This is a genomic window from Antarcticibacterium sp. 1MA-6-2, from assembly GCF_021535135.1.
Classification (GTDB): domain Bacteria; phylum Bacteroidota; class Bacteroidia; order Flavobacteriales; family Flavobacteriaceae; genus Gillisia.
Genome location: NZ_CP091036.1, coordinates 1,456,529 through 1,470,336 on the forward strand (window position 1 = coordinate 1,456,529; position 13,808 = coordinate 1,470,336).

Here is a 13,808-nt window from a genome sequence, read left to right on the forward strand (position 1 = left end):
TTTGCTTTAAAGGATGAGTTATTAAGATAGACACGTTCTCCAGCGGGAAAGCGCACCTGTTTTTTTCAATTTTTGAAATAAAAAAAGCTGTCTAAAAGCCTTATTACGTCATTTTGAAGTTATCCAGAATGACAAATAAACTTTTAGACAGCCAGCTTTACTGCTATTAAATTCTAAAATCGGTCTTTTTTATTATCCTTGTTCTTGTCGTAATCCCGAATGCTTTCTCTTTGAGCAACATCACCATCACTGTTACGGGGATCTCTTGCGCTAACATCCCTGTTACAATCTTCTCCGGTTAAACCTGAATTACGATTACGGTCACCTTCGAGGCGATCCACATCAACTTCAGTTTTACGCACCTTATCCTTAATCACTTCTTCTCTGTTTTCTACGTCTTTCTCTAAAGATACTTCTTCAACTACCCGGGCTTCTTTGTTTACCACAGGAACTTCAGAAGTTTCGTGCTCTTCTATTGTGCGATTCTCATAATTTTTAAGATCTGCACTATCGGCAGGACGGTCAACAGGGTTTCGGTTTACGTGAACATGCTCTTCTCTTAGATTCACCCTTTCTTCCGCAGGCCGTTCTACAATACGACTTGAGATCCTTGCCCCACCTGTTTCAACTTCTCTTTTTCCTACTTCAAGATTTTCCTCTACCACATCTACTTTTCCCTTACTCCTGTTCCTGTCATCGTCATAAAAGCGGTCTTCATCAAAATGTTCGTGATCGTAGAAATTGTCACGGTCATAAGTTCCTGCAGTAGTCCCTGCAAAACTGTTTCTTACTCTCGTTTCATCATCATGTGTAAGATCATCAACTTTTCTGTAGTGTGGTAAGCCTGTCAAAAGCTCGCGGTTAATATTAGGAACTATTACTCTTTCATTTTCCCTGTCCAATTGCGCCTGTCCAATGGGAATAAGTACATCCCTGTCTTCATCCAAAAAATCTCCCTTCTTTAAGTTTGTAATAATATACCTAACTTTTAAAGCCTGTTCGTCAAAGAGAAGATCTTTCACTTTTCCTACCTTTTTACCGGAAGTATCTAAAATTTTCCAGTTATCTATTTTTGGTTGATTTTCGGCAATTTTATAATCGCTGTGGTCCAGTTCTTTAAGTCGTGTTCCACGAATATTCTTTCTGTCATCATTCCTGTCATTATTCATAATTCAAATTTTTTAAAGTTATTATTCATTCTAAAACCATTGTATATATTATAAAGCCCAAAAGCTTTAATAAGTTATACAACAGTGTATGTATTATCCTCACTTATATAAGAAGTTGCAGGACTCTCGGTAACGGGCTCCTGCATATCGTCTATAGCATCGGCATCATCTGTACCTGTTGCCTCTACGATCACCCAGATTATTATTATAATGGCCAATATTCCTATTACCCATTTCCACCAGTCATTATTTTTCTTTGGTTCAACATCTAATTGTGCCATAATTTAATTTGTGTTTGATTAGTTAATAATTGTTTTTAATATTACTCCTTTAGCTGATTACAACCTGAAAGATCCCCTTGCTCGTTAAATGCGGTATTATCACCCTGGCGACCATCCCGCAGAGGTCTTTCCCGGTCCCGGTTACTATCCCGCTTATTATATTGAGAAGCAGATTGATCTCGTTCTCCTGAAATACGTTCAACATCTATGACTTCACGTCTTAATGTTTCTGAAGTATGAAAAGGTTTTGTTGTTTGTTTTTTAGTAATTCTTACTTCCTCCTCAAGAATGGTTTGTTTCACATAGACTTCGCGATAAACTGAATATATTTTAGTATCTCCTTCCTGTCTCACTGCAGGACCCATTGAATCTACTACCTTACCAATTTTTTTCACCTCTACATCCATGTGTTCCTCGAAAAGTTCAAGATCCAGCGGAACATCCTCTTCTATTACTCTTTTATGAAGAACAACCTTTCCTGTTTCAACCTTCTCTTTCCCAACCACAAGTCGCTCTTCAATAACGTCAAGTTTTTTAGGACTGTTAGCAGCAGGATTGAGATCCTGCCTTCCTTCCTCTTCATTTATCATACTATTGAAAATTAAAAGTTATATAGAACCCCTTAAGATCCTAACATTTTTCAAACACCATTTAAATTACAAACACTATCACTACAGCACAAGAAAATTAACCTACTTTGACATAATTTGACAATTTCTTGTGAAGGGAATCGGGAATATACAAGCTAATTGGGAGTAGTTTTAGATTTTGGTTTTTAGAAATTAAATGAGAATTTAGATATATCAAATTCTAAAATCAGGTCCAAAATAATTTGTACAATGTGAAGAAATGAAAGACAATAAAAACTATGAAATTGAATCTAATTAAGAGATCTAGGTTTTTTAGAAAAAATGAAGAATTGAATTGAATGAAATCCATTCCCTGAAGGAATTATTAGTTTAGAAGAAAGGATTTCAAGGTTACTCTTAATCCTCTTCCAGGCTTACCACGTTTTGAAAAAGGTTCAAAATTTATTTTCCCTGAGGGCAGCCTAAATTCCTTAATTTTAAATCTTAAATTTAAGTTTAAATACCGAATTAATTTTATTCATCATTCTGAGGAAGATCCATAGGGGTAGGATCCATATTTGTAGGAGTATCCTCATCTGCAGTAATTATGGATCTCTTGCCCAGAACCATAAGCAGAATAAATACTATTACTACTACTACGATAGTCCAAATCCACCATCTGTTATTTTTTTTCTTGAAGTCGTTCGTATTATTATCTGTAGTCTCAGCCATAGTGCATTAATTTATGTAATTCCTAAAGTTAAGAGGTGGATTTCATTCTGTAAAGAAATTTGAACGGTTTGGGAAGATTTTAGCAAAAGTATAGTCTTTAATAAGTCTCTTTTTGGAGCGCCGTCAGGGAATTCATCAATTTTTTAAAGCCGGGACCTCCCTTCCTTAAAGAGAAGTCCGATGAAATACATTCTTTTTTTTCAGAATTAACTTATTGTCAACTTTTAATTAACTAAGGCTTACAAATTACCCCTTGCCCTTTGAAGTATTTTTACTCTTCACACATTATAGATGACAAACCTCATTCTAATATTTACAGCAATTCCTATTTTGATCCTTCTTTATATTCAGTGGAAAATAAAAGGACAGCAGGAACAACTTATAAAAACTGAATCTGAATCTTTAAAACAACTTAAAGAAAATAACCAAAAATTTATATCGGCTGATTTGTTTGGTCTTTCACCTAACTGTGACTATTTAAGGACTCCTGTCACACAATCGCCGATTATAAAGCATCGTGAAGAAATTTTAATCCTTAAGCCTAAGCGCAATAGGACCAGGAAAGAATATCAGGTATATTAACCAGACTAGTTATAATAATTGAAGAAAAGGCCTCACTGTCGCGAAGACTCGTGAGGCCTTGATTTAAAACCGCTTCAACCCTTTTTTTCTTATATCCCTACAGATAAGAAAGAATTTAAGCTGAAGCGGTTATTTTGTTACCTGTATTTCCAAAAAAATTTCTCGTAGTTTTTAAACAGGCTTAAAAAGGGGAGAATTTCTCTAAACCAGAACCTTTTTCCATTTGCCCTTTCTGAAGAACCAGAGGGAAACCACTGCATGCAAAGAGTGACAGATTGCGATACTGATAAATATTCCGAGCATTTCCATCTCAAAAGTCACTGCCAATAGGTAAGCCATTGGTATTTCAATTATCCAGAAGATTCCAATGTTAATATATGCAGGGGTTTTGGTATCCCCCGCACCGTTAAAAGCCTGGATCATCACCATTCCCACGGCAAAGAAGACATAACCCAATACTATAATTTGAAGTGCTCTTGTGACAATGGCATTTACTTCCTCGCTTAGGTGGAGAACCATCCCGCTAAAGTTTTTCCAAAGAAAAAATATAAAAATGTTATTACTCCCAGAAAAATAACATTGTACCTCGCCGTAAGCCATACTGAAAACTCTGCTCTGCGGAATTTTCGTGCTCCCAAATTTTGCCCCACCAGGGTGGCGGCAGCGGCAGAAAGTCCCCAGGCTTAAGCATTAAACTGAACATCAGGATCCTGAAAGCTATAGTAAATCCTGCAACAGAGGTACTGCCAAATTCAGCAGCAATTCTAATTATCGCAATCCAGCTGAGCGACTCTATTAAAAACTGACCCATGCCGCTTAACTGATATTGAAATGATCTTTCGCATAGTCCCCATTCTCACTTTTAAATTATCCCGCAGGATAACGAGTCGGTGCTTTGCGTTGAAGAGGTGGTACAACTGGTAAATAACCCCTGTACTTCGCCCTATAGTGGTTGCCCAGGCAGCTCCTTCCAGCCCCATTCCTTCGAAATTGCCAATTCCAAAGATGAGCAATGGATCCAATACTATATTTAATCCATTGCTTAGCCATAAGGTATTCATCGCCAGGTGCGGCTGGCCCGCCCCCCGGAAGGCCCCGTTTATTAGGAACAACAACATGATCGCAGTGTTCCCTGCAAAAATCACTTTAGTGTAGGGCACTCCAATTGCCAGTACACCTTCACTCGCGCCCATAAGCTCCAATATATCCCTCGCGAAGGTAAACCCCAGAATACCAATAATTATAGAACTTATTGCGCCAAACAGTAATAATTGAAAGGCAGCGCTGCTTAGCTTCGGTATATTTTTTCTCTCCAAATCTCCGGGAAACCATAGCTGTTGCGGCCATACTTATCCCTACTCCCACAGAATAAACAATTATGATGACTGCCTCTGTTAATCCTACAGTAGCCACTGCCTCCTCCCCCAGTCTCCCTACAAAGAAAATATCAACCACGGCAAAAAGGGATTCCATGATCATTTCGAGAATCATGGGGACTGATAATAGAAAAATTCCGGTCTTTATCCTGATCTTCGTGAAATCCTGTTCATCTCCCCGTAGTGCCTCTTTCAACAGTTCCCAGGAGGACCTTAATTTATTTTTCGCTTTCAAGTTTTAGTGTGGATATGTTTCAGCTATAAAAAAGATGCCAAAACCCCGGAGTAGTTACAGGAGTGGCATCATTCCCCGCTGCGGGAAAATTAATTTTGAGTTTCCCGGTCAGTTAATATTTCAAATTATATTAATTATTTTCAACATAGAATTTAAAATTATCAAGAATTGCCTGCCAGCCAGTTTTTTGCATTTCGATACTGTGAGAATCTTCAGCTTCAAAAATTTCCTCAACACTTGTTTTCTCACCTTCCTTCCGGAACATCACCGTCACTTTTCGATCGTCTCCCAAAGTATAATCAATTCTTTGATGAGGTTTTACGCGATCATAGGTGCCTTCAAAATCAAATCCTATTCCACCTTCTTTAGCTTCCATCCTATAAGAGAACCTGCCGTTTTCCCTCAGGTCATTTTCAGCGGCAGGGCTGTGCCATTCGGGGCTGGCAAAATTCCAGTGGATGATATGCTCAGGCTTTGTCCAGTATTCCCAAACTTTTTCTATAGAGGCCGTCACGCTGGCCTGAACTGTAATTTTTTGTTTCTGCTCTTCCATTGATTTAGTAATTTCAATAATATAATTAGAGGGGATAAGAGTATGTCAATTACCGGGTGGCTTCCCGCAATACTTCAAGATCAAATTTTTTCATGTGCATCACCGCCTCCATTCCTCTATTAGCTTTTTCTCTCTCTGGATTACCCAGTATTTCTTCCATGCCCTGGGGAATTACCTGCCATGAAACTCCATATTTGTCTTTAAGCCATCCACATTGCTGGGCATTGGGATCACCACCTGCAGTGAGTTTATCCCAATAATAATCTATTTCCTCCTGGTCTTTACAGGTTATAATAAATGATACCGCTTCATTAAAAGGAAAATCATTTTCCATGCCGCTGTCCATAGCCATATAAGTCTCCCCTTCCAGAAGAAATTGCGCGTGCATAATGCTTCCGTTAGCATAAGAATTTTCCGGTCCATAATTTAAAATGCCCTGAATTTCAGCGTCCTTAAACATGGAATTATAAAATCTGATTGCCTCCTCGGCTTTCCCGTGTATTTTTCCGGTAAAAAATAGTAAGGGAACTATTTTTTGATTGAAATCCTCCTCTTCTTCCAGCATCAATTGCCAACTCAGGCCATATTTATCCTGAACCCATGCGTATTTTGGGCTCCAGTCGTAGCTGTCCAGAGGAATAAGGATCTTTCCGCCTTCAGAAAGTTTTTGCCAGAGGCTTTCTGTTTCTTCAGCAGTTTTACACAAAACAAAAAGTGAAACGGAAGGATTAAATTTGAAATGCGGCCCACCATTCAATGCAACTATCTTTAAACCTTCCATTTCGAACTCAACCGTCATTACAGATCCCGGCTCCATTTGATGAATTTCCTGGCCTGCTTCCATATATTTGGTACTCCTGTGAATTTCAGAATTTGTAAACACAGAAGTGTAGAATTTTACTGCTTCTTCTGCCTGGTGTGAAAACCATAAATTCGGTATAATTTTTTGTTTCCTCTTTCTCATGACGATGTAGATTTTATTTAACACTTCAGCATTACTTCTTCAGAATAAAATATTTAAAAGATTCCTGCTGAGTTTCCTGATACTGTAAATTTATTCCGAATTCTTTAAAAGCCGGAGGGGAAACACGCCAACTTAAAGGGGCGTTTGCGACAAATAAATTTTTCTAAAAGAATCAACATTGGAAATCCCCCCACTAGAAATGAACCGGAAAAATGTTATATATCACAAAACAGAAAAAATAATATTTAAATAAGAATTCACTCAACGTGAAGCGAATTCCAAATATAAATCGTCATACAAATTGTATTTAGCCTAATAGAGCCTTTAATCTGTGTATAAAATTGTTCATGAGCTCCCCTTAAAATCTAAGACTATGAAACTAAATAACTTATTCCTTACAACTCTTGCAGTAATGACAATCAGCCTTTCAGGGTTTGCCCAAAGGGGTAAGAATGCTGAAAAAGAACAGGCTAAAGGAGAAAAGAAGATTGAAAAAGAAATTACCAAATGGGAAAAAAGAACTGCCCAGGCAAATGCTAAAGATTTTAGGGAAATAGCAAAAGCTGAAGAAAAATATCATCGTGAAAGAGCCAAAGAAGCTGCTGCGAGAGAAATAAAGTACAGGAAACTGGCTGCTAGAGAAGAAAGAGGGCTCGCAAAAGCTGAAAATGAACTATACCGCTCCAGAGCAAAAGAAGAAGCAGAATGGCACCTGGAAAGGGCCAAAGAAGCTGCTGAAAGGGACAACCAAACCAGGAAAAGCGGTCACGGATGGAATAATGAAAGAGCTGAAGTTGAAGCCGAACTTGTAAAGGAAAGGGCTAAAGAAGAAGCGAAATGGTACCGCGAAAGAAGTAAAATTGCAGCAAAACAGGACAGGGCATTACTTAAAAAATATTCTAAACAGCAAAGAAAATTATCTAAAGCTGAACAAAAACTTTATAAAGCCAGAGCAAAAAGTGAAGCTCATTTCCATGGTAAAAGAGCAGAACAAGCCAGGAACAGAAGTGAAAAAGGTGGAAATAAAGTACACTAAGTGGTTAAGTGTGTAAATTTAAAAGACTGGTTTAAATACTGGGTTTGGCTTATAAAGAAAGTCAAACCCATTTTTCGTTTAGGGCAAGTAATAGTTGTAGAGAATTCAGGAATTTCTGATATCAGCTAAAAACAGTTAAGTTGCTTCTCCTGTAGCTAAGCTGAATTAGATTTTGTTACAGTTTCCATGGTTGGAAAGGATAATTAGTTCCATTTGTACTTTCAAATGTTGCCTCTTAAAGTTATCCCGATTTGATATTCCTGAAAAGATCAAATAGAAATTTTACAATGGAAGCATCTGGCTGTCTACAGAGACCTCAACATTAATAATCTCCGGGTTTCCACGGTATCTTAACAGGCTGTGACCCCCCACTTCTCCACTGAGAATTTCAGCAGCATTTACCGAAGCCTCGCTTGATCCTCCTACTTCTACAATAGCGGTGTTTACTGTTAATTCCGAGGCCTGTAATCTGGAAGCCCCCTTAACCCGTGCATTTAATTTTTCGGCACTTCCTTTAAAAATTAATTCAGAGGCGCCATCAACCGAGAGGTCTATAATATTCCCCTCCATATCTGTAACTACACGGGAAGCTCCGCTTACTTTTATTTGAAGATCATCCTCTGTATTTTCAAAACCTGAAATTACTGAACTGGAGGCACTATGGAATTCTGCCTTTTTAAGCACGGGCATTGAAATTTTTAAAAGCGTTCGCTTATGATTTCTGGTCCCGGGTTGATAGTTAACGATTAAAATTCCATTTACCACTTCAACCTTGAGCTCTTCCAGGTCCTTATTTTCTCCCCCGGCGATTAGAGAAAAACCAGAAGATCGTTCTATTTCTATTTGAAAAGCATCTCCCAATTTTACGCCCTCAAAGCCTTCGACCTCAAACTCTTTTTCATTGTAGTAATCTGGGAATTCATCATCGCAGCCAGTCAGCAGGTTTAGAGATAAAATAAATATCAGAAGCGGAATTTTTACTTGTTTTCTCATTATATAAGGTTTTTAATTGATACGTTTTCGATCACTTTTCAATCATCAAATAGATCTCAGCTGCTAGGTGAAATGAAATTTTTACATTTAATTGATATGTCAATTAATTATTACTAAAGGTTCTCAAATTTATTTATTACTTCTTCTTTTGCTATTTATTGATTTCTTCTAAATCCAGCCTACCCGGTGATAGCTATATTCACAAATACCTCCCCGTCCTAAAAGACGTGAGGATCTTTTTATAGAAGTTTCTGAAGACTGTAGTTGCTCTCTAAAAACCAGAACTGAATCTCCTACCAACTTAACATCCAGTAATTGGCAATCAGCATCGGTTATTACCCGGGAAGAACCTAGGTTACCACTAATGTTATGTTTTCTCTACTTTCGTTAAAACCTGTAATTATAGAACTCGTGGCTCCATGAAGATCGGCGCTCTTAAGCACAGGCATAGTAATTTCTAAAATAGTTTCCTGCAGGTTACTATTCCCCGGACTGCAGCTTGCGGTTAATGTTCCATCTACCACCTCTAATTGAAGGTTTTTTAAATTTTCTTTTTTCCCTTTTGCCTTAACTGAAAATTCTTTAGCCTGACGAATTTCAACATTAAAAGCCCCTACAAGTCGAACTCCTTCAAAATTCTTAAGTTCAAACTCTTCCTCATGATAGATAAAAGAATTATCGTTACAACTTACACCTGTCATTAAAATAAGAATAACAGGCAGGATTAGTGAAATATTACTTTTGCTTCTCATGATCCCTGGTCTTTTACGTTATCGATAATTTTCTGCAAACTTCTTCTCATCGATTGCAGCTCCTCCTGGCTTATTCCCTCGAGTGCTGTGGCCCTGTTATTAAGGACGATTCCCTGAACATCCCGGAGCACCTTAGCGCCTTTTGGGGTTACTGATAAATAATTTCTTCTTCTGTCATCCCCATTCACTTGCCTTTGCAATAGATTAGATTGAACCAGCAACTGAATTATACGAGTGACCGATGCGCTATCTTTAAAAACTTTTAAACTCAGCTCCTGTTGATTAATAGAAGGATTTTCCTGAATGTTTCTAAGTACCAGCCATTGATCTATGGTCACTGAAAATCCTGCATCCTTTAACTGCTTTTGTGCATATTGCCGATAAGATTTTATCGCCTTATCCAGAGTATAAAAGATCACATTTTCAATACTTTCCATAATAAATATTCAATAATTGATATATCATCTTTTGATAAAACAAATATATTTTATTTTTCTTTACCATAGTTTTTTTTCTAACATTTTATCTGGAAATAACTTGATAGTTAGATTTTTAAAAACATCTGAAAAAACAGTTCAACCGAATTGTTGCAACACCCCCTATCAGGAATTGGTTTTTAAAAGTAAATACATAAGTAATTTTTTTCAGAAATAAATACATGGAATCTTCGCAGGTAGTGACAGCGATTATAATCCGGACTGTTTAACTGAGCCTTTAATAATTACTAATTAAGTAAACCGGGTGCCAAAAAATAAAGAAAACTGTCCAACAGAAAACAATTTTCTGCTATAGCCATTTCCTCATTATTATAACTAATTTTTAACCGGAAAAGCCCATTTTAAAAAGGAAGGAAATATTTTGGACCAGGTGTGGAAATTGTGTTGACCGTCCTTAATTTCTTCGTACAGAACTTCGTCATCGCTATAACCTAATTCTTTGAGCTCCTTAATAAGGTCAAGCGTATCATCTATAGAATCAATTATCCCATTTTTATTTCTATCGCGGTTTTCATCTTTTGTACTAGCCTGAAACCAGAATTGAAGACCTTCCCGCTTCTCTCCTGCTCTTATTATACTATGCATTATCCTGGAATTATCATCTTCGGCAGTACCAGTATTATTTGTTCGCCACCATAGGGAACCTGAAAAGATTCCTGCTTTTCTAAAAAGCTGAGGGTTATTCCAGGTAATATCCAACGCACTTAAGCCTCCCATTGAAAAACTAAGCAAAAACATTTTTATTCTCCGGGTTCATTAATCCATATTCAGTTTGGAGAAATGGAGTTAGCTCCTGTACAATGAAGTTTGAATATTTGTCTGCCACCTTTCCTCTTTTTTTAAAATCAGGATGCCCTGCCACTCCGTATTCCTGCATTCGATTCTCATCGGCATATACTGTAACAATTCCAATATTAGGAATTTCCACTTTGGATAAGAGTATGGAAAAATGTTTGACCAAATGTAGTTGATCCCGGTCCTGTCCATCGTTCAAAATAAGCGTACCGCGATATTTAGACGTTTCAGAAGGTAGATAAACCTCAACCTTTACAATACGCCCAAGGTGCTGAGATCTTAGCCACAGTTTATGCCTATTCAAAAGAGGGTTTATTTTCTTTTCTCTCTTGTCTTTTAGAAAGTCCTCTGGAGTTTCATTTTTCTTAAACCGGAATAGCATAGGTTCTAAATAAAATATGGTGGCCAAAAATATGAACATTAATTTGCTTTGAGAAGTTTATTTGTCTAAATTCTGTTATTATAAATAAATAGAAAACAAGCATTTGAGAGAAGAATACGTAAAATGGCACTCCCCTAATTTGGGCAGGGAGATAGAAACCCTTGTCTATGGACATCAGGGATATCCCGTCCTAATTTTCCCTTCCAGCCAGGGCCGTTACTATGAAGCAAAGGATTTCCAACTTATTGAGTCTGTACGATGGTTTGTGGAACAGGGAAAGGTGAAGATCTACTGTCCCGACAGTATAGACGGGATGAGCTTATATAATGAAAGCATACATCCGGCAGATAGGGTTAAAAATCATATGCTCTATGACAAATTTATACTGGAGGAGCTTTCAGAAAAAATGCGCTATGAAACAGGAACAGAGAAAATCTGCGTTGCTTATCCCAGTTTTGGAGCTTATCACGCCGCCAATTTCGCTTTTCGGCATCCATACAAGGTGAGCCATCTATTTGCCATGAGCGGCAAATATGATATCAAATCTTTCCTTGAAGGGTATTACGATGAAAATGCCTATTTCAATAATCCGGTTGATTTCTTACCTGAATCAAACCATGGGGATCTATGGAAAATGAAAATTGTCCTGGGAGCCGGGGAACATGATATTTGCCGGGTTGCCACCGTCCATCTTTCAGAAATCTTAAAATCAAAGGGAATAGACCACTGGTTGGATATTCGGCCAGGTTATGAACATGACTGGCCTTTGTGGCGGGAAATGTTACCTCATTATTTATCACAAATATAAAACCTGGTTAAATGGAGAATTATTGGACTAACCACCGATACTTCTCTGGAGTTTGATCCTATAGTAAAAGGAGATTTTTAATATTAACTAACAAAAAAATATATGAAAAAAATCGGAATATTGTTCGGACAGGAAAATACTTTTCCCAAAGCCTTTGTAGACAGAGTTAATGAGAAAAATGTAAAAGGAATTAAAGCTGAATTTGTCAAAATAGACAAAGTTAAGCAGGCTGATCCTACAGAATATGCAGTAATAGTAGACCGTATTTCCCAGGATGTTCCTTTTTACAGGGCGTATCTTAAAAATGCGGCAATTTCGGGAACAATAGTAATTAACAACCCTTTCTGGTGGAGTGCCGACGAAAAGTTCTTTAATAATGCACTGGCAGAAAAAATAGGAGTTCCGGTTCCTAAAACAGTAATTCTTCCCTCAAGCCACAGACCGCCTGATACTTCTGAAAACTCTTTCAGAAATCTTGATTTTCCCTTAGACTGGGACGGTATTTTTGAATATGTTGGTTTTCCCGCTTATATGAAACCTTATTCCGGCGGGGGATGGAAAAGTGTTTACCGCCTGGAGAATAAAGAGGAATTTTTCGCCCGATTTCCCGAAACAGGAGAATTAACAATGATGCTTCAGGAAGAAATTATTTTTGACACGTATTTCCGTTGTTATTGCCTGGGAACAGACAATGTCCATATTATGCAGTATGAACCAAGAAATCCTTTTCACGAAAGATATATTCGGGAATTAAAGCACATCGATAAAAAGCTGCTTAAAAAAGTGGAAGATTACGTGATAAAGCTAAACAAAGCTCTTGGATACGATTTCAATACCGTAGAACTGGCTGTAAGAGATGGAATACCCTACGCAATAGATTTTTGTAACCCAGCACCCGATGCCGACGCCCAATCTGTTGGAGAAGAAAACTTTAATTGGATCATTGAAAACGCTGCAAATATGGCCATTGAGAAAGCAAATATGTATAAAAAAGGAAAAGTAAACCTCACCTGGGGAACTTTTATTTCGGGCAGCGTTAAGAATAGTAAATAATTCAACTAAAGTTAGGGTAGAGGGATGAAAAAGGATTTTAGTATAGGTATAGAGGAAGAGTATCAGGTAATTAACCCATCAACGCGCGAGCTCATTTCACACGAGCAGAAGATCACCGAAATGGCAGAGAAATATCTGCAGGATCAGGTAAAGGCAGAGATGCACCAGGCCGTGGTCGAAGTTGGAACGCGCATTTGTAGAGACGTTGGCGAAGGGCTGGAACAAATTTGCTATCTGCGGAAAAACGTTTCAGAAATAGCAAACAGCCTTGGTTATAAAATTGCCGCTTCGGGTACTCATCCTTTTTCAGCCTGGCAAACTCAAATGATCACTCCTCACCCCCGGTATGATGAAATTATAACTGAATTACAGGATACGGCGAGGTCCAATCTTATTTTTGGCCTTCACGTGCACGTGGGAATTGAAGACAGGCATATGGCCTTACACGTTGCCAATTCCCTGCGTTATTTCCTGCCGCACATTTTTGCACTGTCTACTAATTCCCCTTTTTGGGAAGGAAGAAATACGGGATTTAAATCCTTTAGAACCAAGGTGTTTGACAAATTTCCGAGAACCGGGATCCCAGATTATTTTGACAGCCTTGCGGAATACGATAATTATATAAATTTACTCATCAAAACCCGCTGTATAGATAATGCTAAAAAGATATGGTGGGACCTTCGTTGTCATCCGTTTTATCCTACAGTTGAAGTAAGGATTTGTGATATTCCAATGACAGCTAAAGAAACAATTGCCATTACTGCTCTTATACAGGCATTAACAGCAAAGTTATACAAGCTGCGCACCTGTAACATGAACTGGATTGTATACAAGCGGCCCATGATCAATGAGAATAAATGGCGTGCGTCAAGATTTGGGCTCGATGGTAAATTGATAGATTTTGGTAAAGAAGAAGAAGTACCTACAAAGGATCTAATATACGAGATGTTGAATTTTGTTGATGATGTAGTAGATGATCTTGGAAGCTTAGTGGGCACTGGATTTTATTCCTGAAATAATGGAAAGAGGTA

At 37.8% G+C, this 13,808-nt stretch carries 20 protein-coding genes; 5 read left to right on the forward strand and 15 right to left on the reverse strand.

The annotated features are described in order from the left end of the window. Positions 1–173 precede the first annotated feature (173 nt). The 4 genes from LZ575_RS07350 to LZ575_RS07365 form a co-directional block, all read right to left on the reverse strand. Complete coding sequence (locus LZ575_RS07350; RefSeq protein ID WP_235330093.1) at positions 174–1,169, reverse strand: DUF2382 domain-containing protein; 996 nt, start codon at positions 1,167–1,169, stop codon at positions 174–176. A 74-nt stretch (positions 1,170–1,243) separates the two neighbouring features. After that, a complete protein-coding gene (locus LZ575_RS07355) occupies positions 1,244–1,450 on the reverse strand; it encodes a hypothetical protein (RefSeq protein WP_235330094.1) in 207 nt (68 codons plus the stop codon). 41 nt (positions 1,451–1,491) lie between these two features. Beyond that, complete coding sequence (locus tag LZ575_RS07360; protein WP_235330095.1) at positions 1,492–2,040, reverse strand: YsnF/AvaK domain-containing protein; 549 nt, start codon at positions 2,038–2,040, stop codon at positions 1,492–1,494. A gap of 513 nt (positions 2,041–2,553) precedes the next feature. Then, complete coding sequence (locus tag LZ575_RS07365) at positions 2,554–2,751, reverse strand: hypothetical protein (RefSeq protein WP_235330096.1); 198 nt, start codon at positions 2,749–2,751, stop codon at positions 2,554–2,556. Between the two features lie 291 nt (positions 2,752–3,042). Here LZ575_RS07365 and LZ575_RS07370 point away from each other — a divergent pair, with 291 nt between their 5' ends. Beyond that, positions 3,043–3,333, forward strand: a complete 291-nt coding sequence (locus tag LZ575_RS07370; RefSeq protein ID WP_235330097.1) for a hypothetical protein — start codon at positions 3,043–3,045, stop codon at positions 3,331–3,333. Between the two features lie 201 nt (positions 3,334–3,534). Here the strand turns inward: LZ575_RS07370 and LZ575_RS07375 are convergent, their stop codons facing one another. The 6 genes from LZ575_RS07375 to LZ575_RS07400 form a co-directional block, all read right to left on the reverse strand. Then, positions 3,535–3,852, reverse strand: a complete 318-nt coding sequence (locus LZ575_RS07375; protein WP_235330098.1) for an MATE family efflux transporter — start codon at positions 3,850–3,852, stop codon at positions 3,535–3,537. Then, positions 3,837–3,983: a hypothetical protein gene (locus LZ575_RS07380; protein WP_235330099.1), complete on the reverse strand. Its 147-nt coding sequence runs from the start codon at positions 3,981–3,983 to the stop codon at positions 3,837–3,839. Before LZ575_RS07380 ends, LZ575_RS07375 begins: the two co-directional genes overlap by 16 nt. A 114-nt stretch (positions 3,984–4,097) precedes the next feature. Further along, entirely contained in the window at positions 4,098–4,598 is a 501-nt protein-coding gene (locus LZ575_RS07385; RefSeq protein ID WP_235330688.1) for an MATE family efflux transporter, read from the reverse strand. Further along, on the reverse strand, positions 4,513–4,944 hold the full coding sequence (locus tag LZ575_RS07390; RefSeq protein WP_235330100.1) for an MATE family efflux transporter: 432 nt from the start codon (positions 4,942–4,944) through the stop codon (positions 4,513–4,515). Before LZ575_RS07390 ends, LZ575_RS07385 begins: the two co-directional genes overlap by 86 nt. Positions 4,945–5,074: 130 nt before the next feature. After that, positions 5,075–5,497 carry an SRPBCC family protein gene (locus LZ575_RS07395; RefSeq protein WP_235330101.1) on the reverse strand — a complete coding sequence of 141 codons (423 nt, stop codon included), beginning with the start codon at positions 5,495–5,497 and terminating at the stop codon, positions 5,075–5,077. Positions 5,498–5,546: 49 nt separating this feature from the next. Then, the gene (locus LZ575_RS07400) at positions 5,547–6,461 is read right to left on the reverse strand and encodes a VOC family protein (RefSeq protein ID WP_235330102.1); all 915 of its coding nucleotides are present in this window, start codon (positions 6,459–6,461) and stop codon (positions 5,547–5,549) included. A gap of 373 nt (positions 6,462–6,834) precedes the next feature. Here LZ575_RS07400 and LZ575_RS07405 point away from each other — a divergent pair, with 373 nt between their 5' ends. Then, positions 6,835–7,497: a hypothetical protein gene (locus LZ575_RS07405; protein ID WP_235330103.1), complete on the forward strand. Its 663-nt coding sequence runs from the start codon at positions 6,835–6,837 to the stop codon at positions 7,495–7,497. 282 nt (positions 7,498–7,779) lie between these two features. Here the strand turns inward: LZ575_RS07405 and LZ575_RS07410 are convergent, their stop codons facing one another. From LZ575_RS07410 to LZ575_RS22390, 5 genes are all read right to left on the reverse strand, one after another. Beyond that, a complete protein-coding gene (locus LZ575_RS07410) occupies positions 7,780–8,490 on the reverse strand; it encodes a head GIN domain-containing protein (RefSeq protein WP_235330104.1) in 711 nt (236 codons plus the stop codon). A 350-nt stretch (positions 8,491–8,840) separates the two neighbouring features. Beyond that, entirely contained in the window at positions 8,841–9,242 is a 402-nt protein-coding gene (locus tag LZ575_RS07415; protein ID WP_235330105.1) for a GIN domain-containing protein, read from the reverse strand. Continuing rightward, a complete protein-coding gene (locus LZ575_RS07420; RefSeq protein WP_235330106.1) occupies positions 9,239–9,679 on the reverse strand; it encodes a MarR family winged helix-turn-helix transcriptional regulator in 441 nt (146 codons plus the stop codon). The genes LZ575_RS07415 and LZ575_RS07420 overlap by 4 nt, the downstream gene beginning before the upstream one ends. 375 nt (positions 9,680–10,054) lie before the next feature. Continuing rightward, on the reverse strand, positions 10,055–10,477 hold the full coding sequence (locus LZ575_RS22385; RefSeq protein WP_255702853.1) for an esterase family protein: 423 nt from the start codon (positions 10,475–10,477) through the stop codon (positions 10,055–10,057). Continuing rightward, on the reverse strand, positions 10,464–10,838 hold the full coding sequence (locus LZ575_RS22390) for an alpha/beta hydrolase-fold protein (RefSeq protein ID WP_255702854.1): 375 nt from the start codon (positions 10,836–10,838) through the stop codon (positions 10,464–10,466). Before LZ575_RS22390 ends, LZ575_RS22385 begins: the two co-directional genes overlap by 14 nt. Positions 10,839–11,019: 181 nt before the next feature. Between LZ575_RS22390 and LZ575_RS07430 the strand changes: the two genes are divergently transcribed. From LZ575_RS07430 to LZ575_RS07440, 3 genes are all read left to right on the forward strand, one after another. Continuing rightward, complete coding sequence (locus LZ575_RS07430) at positions 11,020–11,724, forward strand: esterase family protein (protein WP_235330107.1); 705 nt, start codon at positions 11,020–11,022, stop codon at positions 11,722–11,724. Positions 11,725–11,826: 102 nt separating this feature from the next. Next, the gene (locus LZ575_RS07435) at positions 11,827–12,777 is read left to right on the forward strand and encodes a RimK family alpha-L-glutamate ligase (RefSeq protein ID WP_235330108.1); all 951 of its coding nucleotides are present in this window, start codon (positions 11,827–11,829) and stop codon (positions 12,775–12,777) included. A 24-nt stretch (positions 12,778–12,801) separates the two neighbouring features. Next, positions 12,802–13,791 carry a carboxylate-amine ligase gene (locus tag LZ575_RS07440; RefSeq protein WP_311196019.1) on the forward strand — a complete coding sequence of 330 codons (990 nt, stop codon included), beginning with the start codon at positions 12,802–12,804 and terminating at the stop codon, positions 13,789–13,791. Positions 13,792–13,808 lie beyond the last annotated feature (17 nt).

What these genes read in the sequence shown, in the direction of transcription:
- LZ575_RS07355 (WP_235330094.1), bottom strand. Translation starts at nt 1,450, where the DNA reads ATGGCACAATTAGATGTTGAACCAAAGAAAAATAATGACTGGTGGAAA.
- LZ575_RS07370 (WP_235330097.1), top strand. Translation starts at nt 3,043, where the DNA reads ATGACAAACCTCATTCTAATATTTACAGCAATTCCTATTTTGATCCTT.
- LZ575_RS07415 (WP_235330105.1), bottom strand. Translation starts at nt 9,242, where the DNA reads ATGAGAAGCAAAAGTAATATTTCACTAATCCTGCCTGTTATTCTTATT.
- LZ575_RS22385 (WP_255702853.1), bottom strand. Translation starts at nt 10,477, where the DNA reads ATGTTTTTGCTTAGTTTTTCAATGGGAGGCTTAAGTGCGTTGGATATT.
- LZ575_RS07420 (WP_235330106.1), bottom strand. Translation starts at nt 9,679, where the DNA reads ATGGAAAGTATTGAAAATGTGATCTTTTATACTCTGGATAAGGCGATA.
- LZ575_RS07375 (WP_235330098.1), bottom strand. Translation starts at nt 3,852, where the DNA reads ATGGTTCTCCACCTAAGCGAGGAAGTAAATGCCATTGTCACAAGAGCA.
- LZ575_RS07400 (WP_235330102.1), bottom strand. Translation starts at nt 6,461, where the DNA reads ATGAGAAAGAGGAAACAAAAAATTATACCGAATTTATGGTTTTCACAC.
- LZ575_RS07440 (WP_311196019.1), top strand. Translation starts at nt 12,802, where the DNA reads ATGAAAAAGGATTTTAGTATAGGTATAGAGGAAGAGTATCAGGTAATT.
- LZ575_RS07360 (WP_235330095.1), bottom strand. Translation starts at nt 2,040, where the DNA reads ATGATAAATGAAGAGGAAGGAAGGCAGGATCTCAATCCTGCTGCTAAC.
- LZ575_RS07410 (WP_235330104.1), bottom strand. Translation starts at nt 8,490, where the DNA reads ATGAGAAAACAAGTAAAAATTCCGCTTCTGATATTTATTTTATCTCTA.
- LZ575_RS07435 (WP_235330108.1), top strand. Translation starts at nt 11,827, where the DNA reads ATGAAAAAAATCGGAATATTGTTCGGACAGGAAAATACTTTTCCCAAA.
- LZ575_RS07365 (WP_235330096.1), bottom strand. Translation starts at nt 2,751, where the DNA reads ATGGCTGAGACTACAGATAATAATACGAACGACTTCAAGAAAAAAAAT.
- LZ575_RS07350 (WP_235330093.1), bottom strand. Translation starts at nt 1,169, where the DNA reads ATGAATAATGACAGGAATGATGACAGAAAGAATATTCGTGGAACACGA.
- LZ575_RS07405 (WP_235330103.1), top strand. Translation starts at nt 6,835, where the DNA reads ATGAAACTAAATAACTTATTCCTTACAACTCTTGCAGTAATGACAATC.
- LZ575_RS07395 (WP_235330101.1), bottom strand. Translation starts at nt 5,497, where the DNA reads ATGGAAGAGCAGAAACAAAAAATTACAGTTCAGGCCAGCGTGACGGCC.